This is a genomic window from Pseudomonas sp. GR 6-02 (assembly GCF_001655615.1).
Taxonomy (GTDB): Bacteria; Pseudomonadota; Gammaproteobacteria; order Pseudomonadales; family Pseudomonadaceae; genus Aquipseudomonas.
This window is the reverse complement of record NZ_CP011567.1, coordinates 5,242,581-5,259,168: the sequence shown is the minus strand read 5'-3', so window position 1 is coordinate 5,259,168 and position 16,588 is coordinate 5,242,581. Positions and strand designations below refer to the sequence as shown.

Genomic DNA, 16,588 nt, shown 5'->3' with positions numbered 1-16,588 from the left:
CGAACAGCGTTGCCGCGTAATGCGGGCCTTTTGCGCTCGACAAACTGAGAAACGGTGCCACTCCCCTTATGTTCCAGCGATTTTTGTCCGCTCTGCGCGGCAAGAAAACCAACAAGTCCACAACAGTCTCATCTCAGCACTCTGATGCGACGCAGTCGCCATCGCCCGAGAGTGAACTGGTCACTGTCTACGACGGTTACGGGCGTGAGCTGAAGATCGAACGCAGTGAATGGCGCGACAAAGTCTTCCTGCCCAATCTGCAACAGAAGTGGAGCGATGCCGACGAGCTCTATAACTTGGTTATCTCGGGCTTGAATGACGGCTTTGTCGCCGACTTAGTCCCAGCCGCTGCGCAACTCGTCAAGATCGACAGCAATCCCGAGCGCAGCCATGTCGTCCAAGGCATTGTGCAAATGGGGAACGGCCAGCTTGATGCGGCCGAAAACACACTGCGTACGGGAATGGCGAAAGTGGGGGCGACAGGAACCCTTCTGACAAACCTGGCCAAGATATTCACCGAGCGAGGTGAGCAGGCACTTGCAGATGAAACGCTTTGGCGCGCGATACAAACCGAGCCGAATCAAGAGAATGGCATGCTTTGGTGGGCGGCCATTCAGCGGGAACGAGGGGGCGAGGGGGGCTATCTTGAAGCACTCCGTACTGTGGCTGCGTTACCCGGTAGCTGGCGTGCGCAATTGTGGCTGGCACGTCATTATTTGGAGCAGCAGGAAGTCGAGCCGGCGCAAGCGCTCTATGTCGAGGTGCTGGCCGGGGGGATGTTCGACGGCAGCGCTCTGATGATGATATCGGGCGACTTGGGCAACAACGGCCAAATTCCATTGATCGTTGAGCTGATTGGGCCTGTCTACGATGAACACAAACACGACGCGATGGCGGGTATCAACCTGTTGCGTGCCTATCAGGAGCTCGGCAAAGCAGACGAAGGGGAAGCGTTGCTCGCTCGCCTGTATGCGCTCGGCTTCATGCCGATCAAAAGCCAGCTCGACCAGTTTACGCAAACTTTCCAGCAAATGCGCAAGCAAGACGCACAAGGGGAACCGGTCGATCCTGAGAACCTGAAGTTCGCGACGTTGGCGTTAAGTCAGCCGATCTGGCATTACGGTTTGCGCAACGCCGACTGGCTATTCGCGCAGAAATCGGAAGCGGCATCGGAGGTCGGTTTCTTTGCGCTTTCCAAAAGCATGGATGGATCAGAGCGTGCCGAATCGCAACGAGAGGACGATTTTGGGCGTCTCACGCGCGCTATTCCTCTGTATCTGGCTGAGGCCGTGCACTACTGGAGCGACCATGTAGGCACTTGTTACATCCAGATCGTGGAAGGCGGCGGTCCGGTCCTGACTGGATGCGAAGCCGACGGCTATGCGCTCTTCGATATCGTGCCGCCGACGATGAAGTATTTCATAACCGGCGAGATAGGCTGTTCGGGTGAGGGTGATCAAGCCCAATGGCGGATTTCCCTGAGTCTCTGGAACTGCGCGACCCGCACGAAGCAAGTCGCCGAAAGCGGCAGCGCGGTTCAGGCGGAGCTCGGCGGGCTGGTGCTTGACCTTGAGAAACGCTTGCTGGCTTGCATTGGACTGACGCGTGAGAAGCCAGTGGATGTGTTCTACCTGCATCCCACGGCCGAAGTCTTGCCGATGTACCTGGCTGAACTGGGCCAAGCCTTCATGTTGACGCTGCTTGCGAACGGGCATATGCCTAGGTCCTCAATGTGGGGGGAGCGTGCCATGCTCGACTGGCCGCTCAATATGGCCCTCCATTCGCCCACGGTAGAAGTGGCGAAATTGATGTACATCTCCGGATTGGGCAAAGCCCTGGATTACAAGTCGGACGTATTGGCCGAATACAAGGAGCGCAGCCTGCAATTGCTGCGCGAGTTGGAGCAGGAGCACAGCCCTGCATTCCATTTGGCGCCGCTGATATGGAAGGCGTTCGATATGCAAGCAGAGTTACGCGCATACATTCGGAACTTGCCCGCTGATACAAGCCCGGCGCATAAGGCATGGCTGGAGCGAGTTAGCGAGGCATGAGGTCTTATGATCCGCCAGCTCTTCACATGTAGTTTTCACGGGGACAGCCAAGACGACTGACGGCTCCCGTTGAAAGGGTGCATGGCCGAGGAGAGTTCTATACTCACGGGCGTCCAGTTACGGCGACAGACACGCCGCAATAAGGAGCCTGCTATGAACGACAGCCAAAAACTCGCCGCCTTGCGCGTCGTTTTGATCGTCGTGGGCCTGATCGCGTTGTTCGCTATCTGGCCGTTGATGATCCTGTGGCCGTCCGGCTGGACGTGGCACCGTGGGCATTCCGAGTATCCGTTGATGATCGTCGGTATCTATGCGACGCTCGGCGTGTTCCTGCTGATGGCGTCTCGCGATCCGATGAAGCATCTGAGTTTGATCTGGTTCACGGTGTGGTCGAGCGTGGTGCACGGCGCGATCATGGCCGTGCAGTCCTTCGGTATCGAGATGGATGGAACGCGGCATTTAGAACATTTATTCGGCGATGTACCGGCGTTGTTTATCGTCGCAGCGGTGCTGGCGTTCTTCACGCCGCGGGGCGAGAAGGCGCACTTGCTGCCTGATTGACCATAGAGTGGATCCATAACGAAAAGCTGGCATTTTTGTTTTTGGGTGGAAAGCGCCGAAGCAAGAGTCGTCGTTTTCAGTGGATGGCAAAGGCTGGCGTAGGTATTAGAGAAACTGTGATCGAATCAAATCCGTATCGAACGGCGTTATCCCTTGATCAGGTGCAAACACCGCCTGTGCCTGCTGCGGCGAAGCCACTCGTTCCCCCCGTGCTCGTACATGTAAATCGAACAGAGTCTCCAAATCAGGCCGTGGTGTATGTACCAAAGCCCGCAGCATCAACGATATTCCACTGAGGTTGTTCCTGACATTGTTCCACCGGGGAGATGAAGTCAGCCCCAGATCGGCCCAGATCACTCGTCGCTCCTGCAAGTCCATCACAAATGGCAGACAGATATGTGTGTCGGATGCGATATCGATACGATCGAACACGGATCGCGGCTCGAACACTTCACCTGATGCCGCGTCGGCGCGGGCCATCCAGCCGGCGAAGCATTCTGGAAGATCGCAGTACGGCTGCTCGGTGAATGAGTTGATAGATGTGACGACATAGCGGATACCTTTCTCGACGAGGACATCAAGGTCGAGGTCGATGAACTCCGAAGCCCCGTCAGGCGCGTCGACGATGTCGCCGCTGTGGTAGCCGCCGAAACCCTTCAGGTTGTAGTACGCGACCGTTTGTGTGAACACGAAGTTGGCGTCGAAAAATGCGGCGGACAAGTCGATGTCCGTGCGTTCACGACCGTTCTTCCACCACAGGAAGAGGCGAATGAAACGTGTGTCAGGCATGGGCAACAGACTGCCTCGCACCAGCGTGCGTAGCGACTTCGATGAGGCACGCTGCGCCAGCGGAACCCGGTATTCACGTAATGCTGGATCGATGAAACAGCGGCCTAGCGGCGGCAGTGACGCAAAACGCTTTACGAGAGCGTCTTCGCAGATTCGGGCTGCACGCGCCAACACTTCAGGTGTGAGAGGTTCCCGTCGATCCTCAGTGCCGTAGACTTTGGCCAATGCCCCTTTCGGTGTGAAGGCCCGCAAGGGCAGGGGGCGCGGGGCACGTACTTGGGCCAGCATCTGCAGCAGAATAGGTGAGGACACTTGTGTCGCAACAGCCTCGAACGCGTCGAGTACAGAGTCTGCTTCGGTCGCGCGGCGCAGGGTCACATCCAGTCGTCGTGCGAACTCACCAGGACGGCTTTGTAGTAGGGGAGTAAGCGTGGCGATGTGACGCTGGGCAAGCAATGTTTCGACACGTGAACCAAATGAGGCCGGCGCTTCGTTGCGACGCGCGGCCGTGATGGCGGCTAGAGCTCGTGGGTACTTATCGGCATAGTCGCCTGGATGCAGTGCTTCAGCCAGGCGTTTCCAGCGCTCAGCATGTCGCATCACGTCTTCTGCAGCGTTGGGTATGTGATCGAGCAGGCGCAACAGCAGACGGCGCATAGAGCGCTTCATCGCTGTGAAACGTGTTGAAGCTGTCGTCAGTGACACGTCTCCTCCATTCAGTGCGATCGCCAGTCGTAGCACGTCAGTCGCCGTTTCGACGTTTTGCTCCAGGAATGCGTCCACCCGTGCATCGCCAGCTACATGCAGGATCAGTGCGCCGCCAAGCTGCGCACGGATCTCCCGGAACGGGATGGCCTCAGGCAGCAGACGGAACACATCGCTTTTGTACTCTCGGACAAACCAGACGACATCGGCAGCTTCCTCTTCGGAGAGCGAGGTGCGCGATGAAGCCAGCAGCTCGAGCAGTGACTCGAACTCAGAGACGCTTCCCGGTTCGATAACGCGGGATATGAAGTTGCCTTCAAGCAGCGCAGGTCGAGAGTGTTCGCTTGGTGGTAAACGCCGAAGCGTGAGGTAGTGTATGACGGCGTTAAGGTACAATTCCGCCTCTGAAGCCGTCAGAACTTGCTCTGGAAAGTCAGGATAAAACGGCTTGTGGTGAACATGAGCGCCGGTCTGCCGTCGAAGCACTCCGACAACGTCGCGCAGCCAGTGCGTGAGTTCTGCCGCCGACAGCATGCCGATTCGCTCAATCAGGGGCTCGGACAGGACGCATCGGAATGCTGCAACTTCCCGGACAGCCGACGCGACCTGAGCGCGCGTGGCACCGCCAGTGCCCATCGGGACGTGAACTTTGGTACGGCGACGCAGGAACAGTTCCTGATTCATCCTTGATTTTCTCCCTTGGCCGCCGTTTCGAGTGAGCTGCAGCATCGTGTCTACAGTCGATGTAAAAACGCCTGCAAGAAGCAGGCGCGGTGTGGAGAGCGGAACCCCTAGGTCATTAGAGGTTTAGAAGGAAGGTGTTCCATAGCCACGAAGGCATTCTACGGAAGGTAGTCCCTGTTTGTCAGGTTGCTGCGCATCCCAACGGTAACAAGCTGCTTCCAGAAAAATACGGGGCTGATGAGCGACAAGTCGCTCGTCCATCGCCCACCCTGAAGGCACACTTGGTCAATCACGCCGCAAAAGGCCCCGTGAATGTGAGTTCACGGGGCCTTTCGCGTTTCACGGTGCGGTGTTTCCCTACACTGGCAAGCGTCCTTCGAGTTTCATGCCCATGCCGGTGAGCGCATGGGAAAGGCTGATCAGGTTGGGGTAAGGTTTTTGATGGATGTCAGTCCAGGCGGGGCGATTGACCAGGTATTGCCCATCGGCCGTTCGTTCAACCAGAGTCTCTGTGATCAGGCCGGTTCTGCTGCGATGGACCAATGTCCAGGTTCCGTCAGATTCCTTGAAAGTGAACATTCCCTGGCGGAACAGCAGTTGAGCGATTTCGTCCGGCGTTCGTTGCAGCATGGGCATCGGCACTTGCAGGTTGATATCGGCATACAAGGTGTCGAACTCTCCATGAAAGTTGACAGGCGGTGGGCTGGCATTGCGGCCCACCTCTATGCCGTGGTCTATCTCCATATGCAGGCTGCGCTCGGGAAGTACTTCCTCGATACGCAAGCCGATACCGCCATTCATTTCACTGAGGCCGGCAATGCCTCTAAAGGTATTGGTGTTTTCCTGGCCCGTCAGCACGACCCATTTACCTGATCTGCCAAGCGCTTCATTGGCACGCATGATCGTGGTGGTGAGGTAGTTTTTAATGGATTGTTCCTGAACATCAATGAGGGACGATTCTGGATATCGGTAACTTGCCAGGCAATCGGTCGACTGGATCCTGATACCGTTCTCGCGAGCCACCTTGACGACCTCAAGAGGGGTGAACTGCCCGGCAGGATCGCTTTGTAACTGTTTCAAATACTTTTCGAGCATGCCGTCCATCTTTGCGCCTCTGCCGAAAATATTCAGGTCCATTTGATTGAAGTCATTGAGCAAGCGATGCATATAGATCGTCTTGACGCCTTGCCTGGCCAACGTCTGCATGTTCTCGATCAGGAACCGCATGCTGGCAATACGATCCTGGCTTTCTCCAATCACTAATCCCGGCGAAGCATCGAATATTTCCTGAATGAGTTCCGGGACAGTCATCGACGGCGTGATGACGGGTTGTACCGGGCGTGTCGGCAATGAGGCAAAAAAGTTTTCTTTGGAGAAGAAAGCACGAGCATCTCTCAATAGAGCAGTGCGATGTCCCGCGACGAACTCTTCATAGGGTGTCACCCCTTGTATGCGTCCGTTGGGAAGGTTGATTATTTTTATGTGCGTTTCTTTCTTACCTAGCCCCAGGAAGTTGAGCGACCGCCCATTGGAGGTGTCGTACTTCGTCGAGGGCACGCTAAATGATTCCGGTGGTCGGACATGGTCGGGAAACCGGGAAGGACCCGGAACAGCGGCGAGGTCGTCGTTGCCACCACCCTTCAAACCGGATTTGGGCGTCAACTCCCACTCGCCATCGGCGTTCAAACGCACGGGGATCGATCCTGAGGACGCGTGAGGGTTTGCCGGGTCGATGATGGCCCAGGTGCCACCGCCGTTGATGTCGGTTTCGTAACGCACGTAATAGGCTGCGTCGTTCATCATGATGGCAGTCGAGGGGTTGGAGTTGAGCGAGTAGATGCCCTGGAACTTGCCGCTGGTGGCAAGTGGCGCCTCACTTTCCAGAATCTCGTTACTTTGCCAGTGCTCCGGTACTTCAAGGTTCTGTGCCGGCGCCGGTTTCAGAGGGATGAACTCTGGAAGTTGAGTGGTTGCGCGCCCTGAACCGTCGGACAGCTCCTGTTCTTGCGTACCGATCGGTTCGGCAGGATTGTTGGCCTCCCGCAGCCTGGCCATTTCGGCGGCTTCGGCGGCCTCGGCCGAAGCGCCGACCTCTTCCAGAACATCGACCTCCTTGAGCAGCGGAAGGTTGAACAGAAGGTTGATGCCAGCCAGCACGGCGCCTTTTACGCCGGCCTTGCGCTCCGCTACCGTTTTGCCGTTCACGGCCTTGTCGATGTTCAAGCCCATTGAGGCGATGCTGGCGCCAATCACCGGCAGTGCAATCGGCCAGCCGAGCAGCGCCAGCGGCCCGAAGACGTGCAGACCGGCGCTCAGGTAACCCAGCCACATGCCTTTACGCAGTTGTCCGTTGGTCACCAGAGACAGATCGGCCTCTTGCGACATTGCGCTCTGCACATTACGGCTCAACCAGGAAAACGCGTCACCGTTGATGGTGATGTTTTTTTGATTGATCAGATGGTGATCGTATTTGCCCCACGTGCCCACCAACTGGTTCATCAGGGGCGTAATGTTGTCGTGGATCTCCTGACGCACCGACAGCGGGAAGTGAGTCATGAACTCGGTATAACGCGCGTCATCGTTCATTTGCAGCAGGATCCACCAGTGCATGTCCGTCAACGTCGGGTGCACGTGAAACGCTTCTGTGGCCCCCGGGACATAGGTGATTTGCCGTCCGCTACCGTCATCGATACGCAGAATATCCGTGGCGACATGCCCGGCGACGTCCAGGGCGCACACCCGCAGATCTGCTGGTGCAGAGGTTTGCGCACGCAAGGTCTCCAGGGAGATCGGCCAGCATTTGTCAGCGGCGACGGCCCGGATGACGATTTGGAACTCTTCCTCCTGCAGCGCACCGTTTTCCCGTGCCTGGACGGCTTTACTCAGATAGTTGCATTTCGCCAAGGTCCGGTAGTCATCGAAATGCGCGCTCCAGTAGGCGTTCAGCTTGTCCCGGTAACGGTCACTGAAGGTCTCGTGCCAGAAATCCTTGAGCACCGCGCTGGGGTACATCCGGACTTCGTTGGTTTCGTTGTAAATGCTGGCGGTTGCGTCGGCGGTGTAAAACCCGCCGTAACAGTCCAGCTGATCGAAATAGTCCTGATCCGTGACGTAGTACCGATGAATCACCAGCTGCGTCAGGGTCATTGACTGACTGGGTTTAGGGTAATGCTCCCAGCCCAGGAAGGTCTGGGTGCTGCTGGCCGTGACATTGCCAAAGCGATGCCACCAGACCTGATCCGGGTCCAGGCCGGTAATGCCGTGTTTTTTCAGGATTTCGGTGGCCATCACATGGGCTTCTTCGTGCAAGTCGGGACAGGCAGTCACGATGACGGGCGCGATGGTCAGAAGGTGTTGTTTGTCTGCGGTATCGGGCAGCGTTTCACTTGTTTGATCGGTAGGCATGTTCTCGCTCCTTGAGAAATGGGCTGAGAGGATTGCCCATTTGCTCAAGGGAAGTGCACTACATAGTTATGTACAAACACGATTCCGGAACGTGTAGGGTCAGCGCCGTGCCACATCCGAAAAGTAGAACTTGTCGAGGGTATGCCGCGATTCGGTGTACTCGAACTGGCGGCCGTCTTGCAGGAACGTCTGGTTACTGACCACGATCACATGGCTCTGGCCGTCGAGGTCCAGGTGTTGCTGGTCATCCTTGCTCCGGGGCACCGCTTCGATGGTGCGTTGGGCGTAAGCGATTTGCAGTTGCAGGGTCTGTTCGATGAAGGCGTAGATCGACTGCTCGGCAATGTCGCGGGTCAGGCCGGGAATCACGTCGCTGACGAAATGGTTGATGTCGAGGATCACCCGTTTGCCGTCGATCCGCCGTACACGCTTGATCCGCGTGATCAGGCTACCTTCTTCTGCCTTGATGTGGTCGAGCAGTGGGCCTTCGAGGGGGATTTGTGTGAACTCGACTACCTCGGTGCTGACGTCGTTGCCCAGGCGCGGGTAAGTCTCCTGGAAGCTGACGATGCCGCCCAGCTGGAATTCGATCGGGTTGGTGGACAGCACGAAGGTGCCTTTGCCGTGGACTTTCTGGGCGAAACCGCGCTCCTGCAATTGCTCGATGGCCTTGCGCACGGTGCCGCGACTGGCTTGATAGCTGTCCATCAGTTCGGTTTCGGAAGGCAATCGGGCGCCGCGTTCCAGACGTTCGGTGGTAATGCTGGCAAGCAGATCGCTGTAGATCTGGTTGTATTTACTCATGGGGATGGCTCTGTGCCGCGTTGTGCTCAAGGTTTTGAACCTTAAGGGCAGGGTAGGGGTTTGTCCATGCGGCTTTGGGTTTCTTTGACTTAGGGGGTAGGAAATATCGCCGCCTGTCGGGTTCAGGATAAACAAAATCAAACTCGTCTGTACGAGTTGTTGCTTTAACTCGTACAGACGAGTATTTTTCGCTTCGGCGTGCTGCCAATAACAAAAAACTACAGCGGAAGAACAAGCATGAGCCATGACTATCCGAACATCGTCACCGAGCTGCTGCACAGCCTCGGTGGCAGCGACAACCTCGAGCAGGCCGCGCACTGTGTCACACGGCTGCGCCTGGCCCTCAAGGACCCGAGCCTGGTCGACAGCGCCACGCTGAACCGGATCGATCTGGTCAAGGGTTCGTTCTATACCGGCGGCCTGTTCCAGGTGGTGATCGGCCCTGGCGAAGTGGAAAAGGTCTACGCCGAGCTGCGCCGACAGACCGGTCTCGCCGTCTCGACCATCGCCGACGTCAAACAGAAAAGCGCCGACAAGATCAACGCCATGCAGCGACTGGTGCGGGTGTTTTCCGACGTATTCATGCCGATTCTCCCGGCGCTGATCATTGCCGGCCTGCTGATGGGCATCAACAACCTGATCGGCGCCAAGGGCATGTTCATCGAGGGCAAGACCCTGCTGGACGCCTATCCGACGCTGGACGGGCTCTGGAGCCTGATCAACCTGATGGCCAACACGTCCTTCGTGTTCCTCCCGGCGCTGGTGGGCTGGTCGGCGGCCAAGCGCTTTGGCGGCAGCGAAATCCTCGGCATTGTGCTCGGCCTGATGCTGGTGCACCCGGATCTGCTCAACGCCTGGAACTACGGCAAAGCGGTGGCCGGGCTTGAGGGGCAGAGCTTGCCGTACTTCGACATCCTCGGTGTGTTCCAGATCGAGAAAGTCGGTTATCAGGGCCAGATCCTGCCGATCCTGCTGGCGGCCTATGTGATGAGCGTCATCGAAAAGTGGTTGCGGGCACGGGTGCCGAACGCCATTCAACTGCTGGTGGTGCCGATCACCACCATCGTCGTCACCGGTGTGCTGGCGCTGGCGGTAATTGGTCCGGTGACGCGCCATCTGGGGATTCTCATCACTGAAGGCGTGGTCACCCTGTTCGATCTGGCGCCGATGGTTGGCGGGGCGATTTTCGGCCTGCTCTACGCACCGCTGGTGATCACTGGCATGCACCACATGTTTCTGGCGGTCGACTTGCAACTGATCTCCACCCAGGGTGGCACGTTCATCTGGCCGATGATCGTCATGTCCAACCTCGCCCAGGGCAGCGCGGCATTGGGGGTGTTCTACATGACCCGCAGTGTGCGGGACAAAAGCATGGCCTCGACCTCGGCGATTTCTGCCTACTTCGGCATCACCGAGCCGGCCATGTTCGGGGTCAACCTGCGCTACAAGTTTCCGTTCTATGCGGCCCTGATCGGTTCCGCCCTGGGCTGCATTTTCCTGTCGCTGAACAAGGTCCAGGCCTCGGCGATCGGCGTTGGCGGCTTGCCCGGTTTCATCTCGATCATCCCGCAGTTCATTCCGATGTTCGTGGTCGGGATGGTGATTGCCATGGTCGTGCCGTTTGTTTTGACCTGCGGGTTGAGCATGAAGATTGTCCGGCCCGGGTATCGGGTCGCCTGATAGATCGCATTCGCAGTACCTATTCAAAAAGGAATCCGCCATGCAAGACTGGCAACGTTCGGTGATCTACCAGATCTATCCGAAGAGTTTTCACAGCCACGCCGGCAACCCCACGGGGGATTTGCTCGGCGTCGTGGCCAAGCTCGATTACCTGCACTGGCTGGGTGTCGATTGCCTGTGGATTACGCCGTTCCTGCGTTCGCCCCAGCGTGACAACGGTTACGACATCAGCGATTACTACGCCATCGACCCGAGTTACGGGACCATGGCTGACTGCGAGTTGCTGATTGCCGAAGCCGCCAAGCGCGGGATCAAGCTGATGCTCGACATCGTGGTCAACCACACCTCGATCGAACACACCTGGTTCCAGCAGGCCCGAAGCAGCCTCGATAGCCCTTACCGCGACTTCTATATCTGGCGCGACCAGCCGAACAACTGGGAATCCAAGTTCGGCGGTTCGGCTTGGGAGTACGAAGCCCAGACCGGTCAGTATTACCTGCACTTGTTCGACCACACGCAGGCCGACCTGAACTGGGACAACCCCAAGGTGCGCGCTGAAGTCTTCAAGATGATGCGATTCTGGCGCGACAAAGGCGTGGGCGGTTTCCGTCTGGATGTGATCAACCTGATTTCCAAACCGGCGGATTTCCCTGAGGACAACACTGACGGTCGACGTTTTTACACCGATGGCCCGAACGTCCACGAGTACTTGCAGCAGATGCACCGCGAAGTGTTCGAAGGTCATGACCTGATCAACGTAGGCGAGATGTCGTCCACCAGTCTGGAACACTGCATTCGCTACTCGCGGCCGGAGTCGAAAGAGCTGTCGATGACCTTCAACTTTCATCACTTGAAGGTTGATTACCCGAACCTGCAAAAGTGGATTCGCGCCGATTTCGATTTCCTCGAACTCAAGCGCATCCTCTCCGACTGGCAGACCGGCATGCAGGCCGGCGGTGGCTGGAACGCGCTGTTCTGGTGTAACCACGACCAGCCGCGGGTGGTTTCGCGGTTTGGTGATGACGGCGAGCATCGGGTGGTGTCGGCGAAGATGCTCGGCACCGCGCTGCATTTCCTCCAGGGCACGCCGTTTGTGTATCAAGGCGAAGAGCTGGGCATGACCAATCCGGGGTTTGATCACATCGATCAGTACCGCGATGTCGAGACTCTGAACATCTTCCGGCTCAAGCGCGAGGCCGGTGCCAGCGACGCCGACAACATGGCGGCGATCATGCAGAAGTCCCGGGACAACAGTCGCACGCCGATGCACTGGAGCGCCGAGCCGAACGCTGGTTTCAGCGCTGTCGAACCGTGGATCGGGGTGCCGGCCAATGCCGCGCAAATCAACGTCGCCCACCAACTCGACGACCCGGACTCGGTGCTGCATCACTACCGTCAGCTGATTGCCCTGCGCCGCAGTGAAGCGCTGATGTCCGATGGCGTGTACCGGCAGTTGTTGCCTGAACACACGCAAATCTGGGCGTACGTGCGTGAAGGCAATGGTGAGTGTTTGCTGGTGTTGAATAACTTTTATGGCACGCCGTGCGAAGTTGAACTGCCGCCGGAGGTGATCAGCGAAGCGATGGCACAACGTCTGGTGATCAGCAATTACCCGGACTGTCCGCCACGACATCGGCAGGTCTTTTTACGGCCCTATGAGTCGTTCGTTCTGCACCTGACCAACATTTAAAAACACTGTTTCGAACAACACGCAGAACACTGCGCGGGGGAGTTTTGCGCGCCGGTTTTGCTGCATCACACAATAAAAATAATGAGGTGGTTCTTGAAAACAACAATAAATCGCAGTCTTGTAGCGGCGGGCATGTGCCTGGCGTTACCACTGTCAGCCCAGGCGCTGGAATTCGCCGGTTACTTGCGCAGCGGCGTCGGGACCTCGGTTAACAGCGGTAAACAGCAGTGTTTCCAGCTACCGGGAGCGCAGACCAAATACCGCTTGGGTAACGAGTGTGAACAGTACGCTGAACTTGAATTGCGCCAGGATCTGTACACCCTGGACGATGGTTCGGTGCTCAGCGTCGACGGCATGGCATCGCTGTATAACCAGTACGACAAGGACCTGACGTTCAACGGTGACAACGGCTCGGTGCGCATGCCGCAGCTGTATGCGCAATGGTCGAACATGCCCAGCCTCAATGGTGGTTCGCTGTGGGCCGGTCGGCGTTACTACAAACGTAACGACATCCATATTTCCGACTTCTACTACTGGAACCAGAGCGCCACCGGCGGCGGTATCGAAGACGTGCTGATCGGTGATCTGAAGTACAGCTACGCCTTCTCGCGCAAGGACAACCTGTACCAGAAAGACTACATCAACCGTCACGATTTCAACGTCGCCGGCTTCAACACCAACCCCGGCGGTGAGTTGGAGTTCGGCTTGAGCTACATCGACAAGCCCGACAGCCGCGACGCTCACCGTGGCTGGGCGATCACCACCCAGCATGTGCAGAAAGGTTTCCTGGGCGGCAAGAACAAACTGGCCTTTCAGTACGGCGAAGGCCCCGGCACGGGGTTGGGCTATACCGGTAACGTGAAGCTGGACGACAGCAGTAAAAGTTATCGCGTGGTGGAGTTCTTCGACTGGCAAGTGACGCCGCGCTTCGGCGGGCAGGTCGAGGCGGTTTATCAGAAGGACATTCGCCCCGACGGCGCTGACCAGAACTGGATTTCCCTCGGGATTCGCCCAGCCTATGCGATCACCGAGCAAATCAAACTGGTGACCGAGCTGGGCCATGATCAGGTCGAGGCCACAGGCGGCACGCGCAAACTGAGCAAGTTCACCATCGCTCCGACCTGGTCACCCAAGGGCCCGGAATTCTGGGCGCGCCCCGAGGTGCGTCTGTATTACACCTATGCCAGCTGGAACGAGGCGGCCAAACGGGCGGCCAATGAACTGGCGGCAGGTTCGGCGTTATCCGACACCGGTGCCTTCGGCACGGCGCGGCATGGTTCGAACGTCGGATTGCAGGTCGAGTACTGGTGGAAATAAGCGATGCTGTCGGGGCCTCGCGCTCCATCGGCACTTCAAAGAACAAAACAGCAGGTGACGTCATGGCCACACCCCAACAATTGCAACTGCTGGCACCCTTGTCCGGCGTGCTGATGCCGCTGGACCAGGTGCCTGATCAGGTGTTTTCCAGTCGCGTGATCGGTGACGGTCTGTGCATCGACCCGACCTCGTCCACCTTGTGCGCACCGCTGGCTGGAGTGATCAGCAATGTGCAGGCCAGCGGGCATGCCGTCAGCATCACCGACGACAACGGCGTGCAGGTGTTGATGCACATTGGCCTCGACACCGTGAACCTGGCCGGCAAGGGCTTCACCCGATTGGTGGAGGAAGGTCAGCGGGTTGAGGTGGGGCAGGCGCTGATCGAGTTCGATGCCGATTACATTGCCTTGAACGCCCGCAGTTTGTTGACCTTAATGTTGGTGGTCAGCGGTGAGCCGTTCACTTGGCTGACGCCTGAAACGGGCGTAGTGGAAAGTGGTCAGTTGCTGCTGAGCTTGAATCCGTCTGAAGTAGCGGCCGATGAGCTGGAGGAAGGCGAGGCACTGTTCTCAAAACCGCTGACGCTGCCCAATCTCAATGGCTTGCACGCCCGCCCTGCGGCGGTGTTTGCCCAGGCGGCGAAAGGTTTTTCGGCGAGTATTTGTTTGCATAAACAGCAGGACAGCGCGAACGCCAAATCCCTGGTGGCGATCATGGCGTTGCAGACCGCTCACGGCGACATCGTGCAAGTCAGCGCGGCGGGCGCGGATGCCGAAGTGGCGATCAAGACCCTGGTCGAGTTGCTGGCCGCCGGGTGCGGAGAAGCCGTGACGGTGATGGCAGAGGTTGAAACGGTTGCGGCTGATGCTTCATCGCTGAAGGTGCTGCACGGCGTCTGTGCATCGGCGGGGTCGGCGTTTGGTCAGGTGGTGCAGATCGCGCAGCAGACCCTTGAAGTCATTGAATCCGGTCGGGGCGCGCAAGTTGAGCGCGAGCACCTGTCCCAGGCGTTGGCGACGGCGGTCCTGGACCTGCAGCAGTTGCGTGACCAGGCCATGGGTGACGCCCAGGCAGATATCTTCAAGGCGCATCAGGAACTGCTCGAAGACCCAAGCCTGCTGGATCAGGCCCTGGCACTGATCGACGCCGGCAAAAGCGCCGGTTTCGCCTGGCGGGCTGCCACAGAGTCGACGGCTACCTTGTTCAAAAAACTGGGCAATGCCTTGCTGGCCGAACGGGCAGCGGATTTGGCCGACGTTGGTCAACGGGTGCTCAAGTTGATTCTCGGCGTAGAGGATCAGGCGATGGAGTTGCCGGAAGGGGCGATTCTGATTGCCGAGCAACTGACGCCCTCCCAGACCGCTGGCCTGGACACGCGCAAGGTGCTGGGGTTCGCGACGGTCGGCGGTGGTGCCACCAGCCACGTGGCGATTCTCGCCCGGGCCTTCGGCTTGCCGGCGATCTGCGGTTTGCCGGTTCAGGTGCTGGCACTGGCCAATGGCACCCGGGTTTTGCTCGATGCCGACAAAGGCGAGTTGCAGCTGGATCCCGAGCTGGTTGCCATTGAGCAGTTGCAAGCCAATCGTCAGCGACAAAAGAAACGCCAGCAATACGAGCTGGAAAATGCCGCACGGGCTGCCTGTACCCGCGATGGTCATCACGTTGAAATCACCGCCAACATCGCTTCGCTGGCCGAAGCTGAACAGGCCATGACACTGGGCGGCGAGGGCGTCGGTCTGTTGCGTTCAGAGTTTCTTTATCTGGATCGCAACCATGCACCGAGCCATGACGAGCAAGCGTCCACCTACAGGGCCATCGCCCGAGCATTGGGGCCTGCGCGCAATCTGGTGGTGCGGACCCTGGATGTCGGCGGCGATAAACCATTGGCCTACGTGCCGATGGACCGTGAAACCAACCCGTTCCTGGGCATGCGCGGCATTCGTTTGTGTCTGGAGCGTCCGCAGCTGTTGCGCGATCAGTTCAAGGCGATCCTGAGCAGCGCCGGGTTGGCTCGGCTGCACATCATGTTGCCGATGGTCACGCAATTGTCGGAGTTGCGGCTGGCCCGTCAGCTGCTTGAAGAGGAAGCGCTGGCAGCAGGGCTCACGGAACTGCCGAAACTGGGGATCATGATCGAAGTGCCGGCAGCGGCGCTGATGGCGGATCTGTTTGCGCCCGAGGTGGATTTCTTCTCCATTGGCACCAACGACCTGACCCAATACACCCTGGCCATGGACCGCGATCACCCGCGGCTGGCCAGTCAGGCCGACAGTTTTCATCCATCGGTGCTGCGCTTGATCGCCGGTACTGTGAAAGCCGCCCATGCCCATGGCAAATGGGTCGGTGTGTGCGGCGCCCTGGCTTCGGAACATCTGGCGGTGCCGTTGTTGCTGGGGCTTGGCGTGGATGAGTTGTCGGTGAGCGTGCCGCTGATTCCGGCGATCAAGGCGGCGGTTCGCGAAGTCGACCTGCTGGACTGTCAGGCCATCGCCCAGCAAGTGCTGGGGCTGGAAAGTGCCGGGCAGGTACGCGAGGCATTGCGGCTGCACCACGAGGCCACGGTCGATACTTCACTGGTTCTGGAGAACTGAGCATGTTCGAGAAAATGCAGCGGGCGTTCTGGAAAGCGTTGACCCCGGATCTGGTGGTGGATGAGTCGAAAGCGGTAGCTCAAGCCGTTTCCGGGCTGGCACCGAATGTCGTGGCCGCACTGGGCGGTGCGGATAACCTCAAGTCACATCAGCCCGTGGCGCTGACCCGGATGCGGGTGGAGTTACGGGATGTGGCGCGGATGGATCGGCAGGCGTTGACGGCGGCTGGAGTGCCAGGCGTGATGATGCTGGACGGTGGAGTGGTGCATCTGCTCACCGGTTTGCAGTGATCGTTCCCACGCGTTGCCCTT

At 58.3% G+C, this 16,588-nt stretch carries 10 protein-coding genes; 7 read left to right on the top strand and 3 right to left on the bottom strand.

The genetic code is table 11. The features are described from left to right. Window positions 1–68 precede the first annotated feature (68 nt). The gene (locus tag PGR6_RS23160; RefSeq protein ID WP_064620112.1) at window positions 69–2,051 is read left to right on the top strand and encodes a tetratricopeptide repeat protein; all 1,983 of its coding nucleotides are present in this window, start codon (window positions 69–71) and stop codon (window positions 2,049–2,051) included. 153 nt (window positions 2,052–2,204) lie between these two features. Continuing rightward, the gene (locus tag PGR6_RS23155; protein WP_064620108.1) at window positions 2,205–2,612 is read left to right on the top strand and encodes a DUF6632 domain-containing protein; all 408 of its coding nucleotides are present in this window, start codon (window positions 2,205–2,207) and stop codon (window positions 2,610–2,612) included. Between the two features lie 105 nt (window positions 2,613–2,717). Here the strand turns inward: PGR6_RS23155 and PGR6_RS23150 are convergent, their stop codons facing one another. From PGR6_RS23150 to treR, 3 genes are all read right to left on the bottom strand, one after another. Then, window positions 2,718–4,790 (bottom strand): TerD family protein, encoded by a 2,073-nt coding sequence (locus PGR6_RS23150; protein WP_064620105.1) that lies wholly within the window; start codon window positions 4,788–4,790, stop codon window positions 2,718–2,720. Window positions 4,791–5,147: 357 nt separating this feature from the next. Beyond that, on the bottom strand, window positions 5,148–8,195 hold the full coding sequence (locus tag PGR6_RS23145; RefSeq protein ID WP_064620102.1) for a membrane-targeted effector domain-containing toxin: 3,048 nt from the start codon (window positions 8,193–8,195) through the stop codon (window positions 5,148–5,150). Between the two features lie 99 nt (window positions 8,196–8,294). Next, window positions 8,295–8,999: a trehalose operon repressor gene (gene treR / locus PGR6_RS23140; protein ID WP_064620099.1), complete on the bottom strand. Its 705-nt coding sequence runs from the start codon at window positions 8,997–8,999 to the stop codon at window positions 8,295–8,297. Window positions 9,000–9,236: 237 nt separating this feature from the next. Between treR and treP the strand changes: the two genes are divergently transcribed. The 5 genes from treP to PGR6_RS23115 all read left to right on the top strand — a co-directional run bounded on the left by treP (window position 9,237) and on the right by PGR6_RS23115 (window position 16,567). After that, entirely contained in the window at window positions 9,237–10,679 is a 1,443-nt protein-coding gene (treP, locus tag PGR6_RS23135; RefSeq protein ID WP_064620096.1) for a PTS system trehalose-specific EIIBC component, read from the top strand. 40 nt (window positions 10,680–10,719) lie between these two features. After that, window positions 10,720–12,369: an alpha,alpha-phosphotrehalase gene (gene treC, locus PGR6_RS23130; RefSeq protein ID WP_064620093.1), complete on the top strand. Its 1,650-nt coding sequence runs from the start codon at window positions 10,720–10,722 to the stop codon at window positions 12,367–12,369. A gap of 93 nt (window positions 12,370–12,462) precedes the next feature. Beyond that, the gene (locus PGR6_RS23125; protein WP_026286493.1) at window positions 12,463–13,686 is read left to right on the top strand and encodes a maltoporin; all 1,224 of its coding nucleotides are present in this window, start codon (window positions 12,463–12,465) and stop codon (window positions 13,684–13,686) included. Between the two features lie 62 nt (window positions 13,687–13,748). Further along, window positions 13,749–16,277 (top strand): phosphoenolpyruvate--protein phosphotransferase, encoded by a 2,529-nt coding sequence (ptsP, locus tag PGR6_RS23120; RefSeq protein WP_064620090.1) that lies wholly within the window; start codon window positions 13,749–13,751, stop codon window positions 16,275–16,277. 2 nt (window positions 16,278–16,279) lie between these two features. Next, a complete protein-coding gene (locus PGR6_RS23115; RefSeq protein WP_064620087.1) occupies window positions 16,280–16,567 on the top strand; it encodes a PTS transporter subunit EIIB in 288 nt (95 codons plus the stop codon). The last annotated feature ends 21 nt before the right edge of the window (window positions 16,568–16,588 follow it).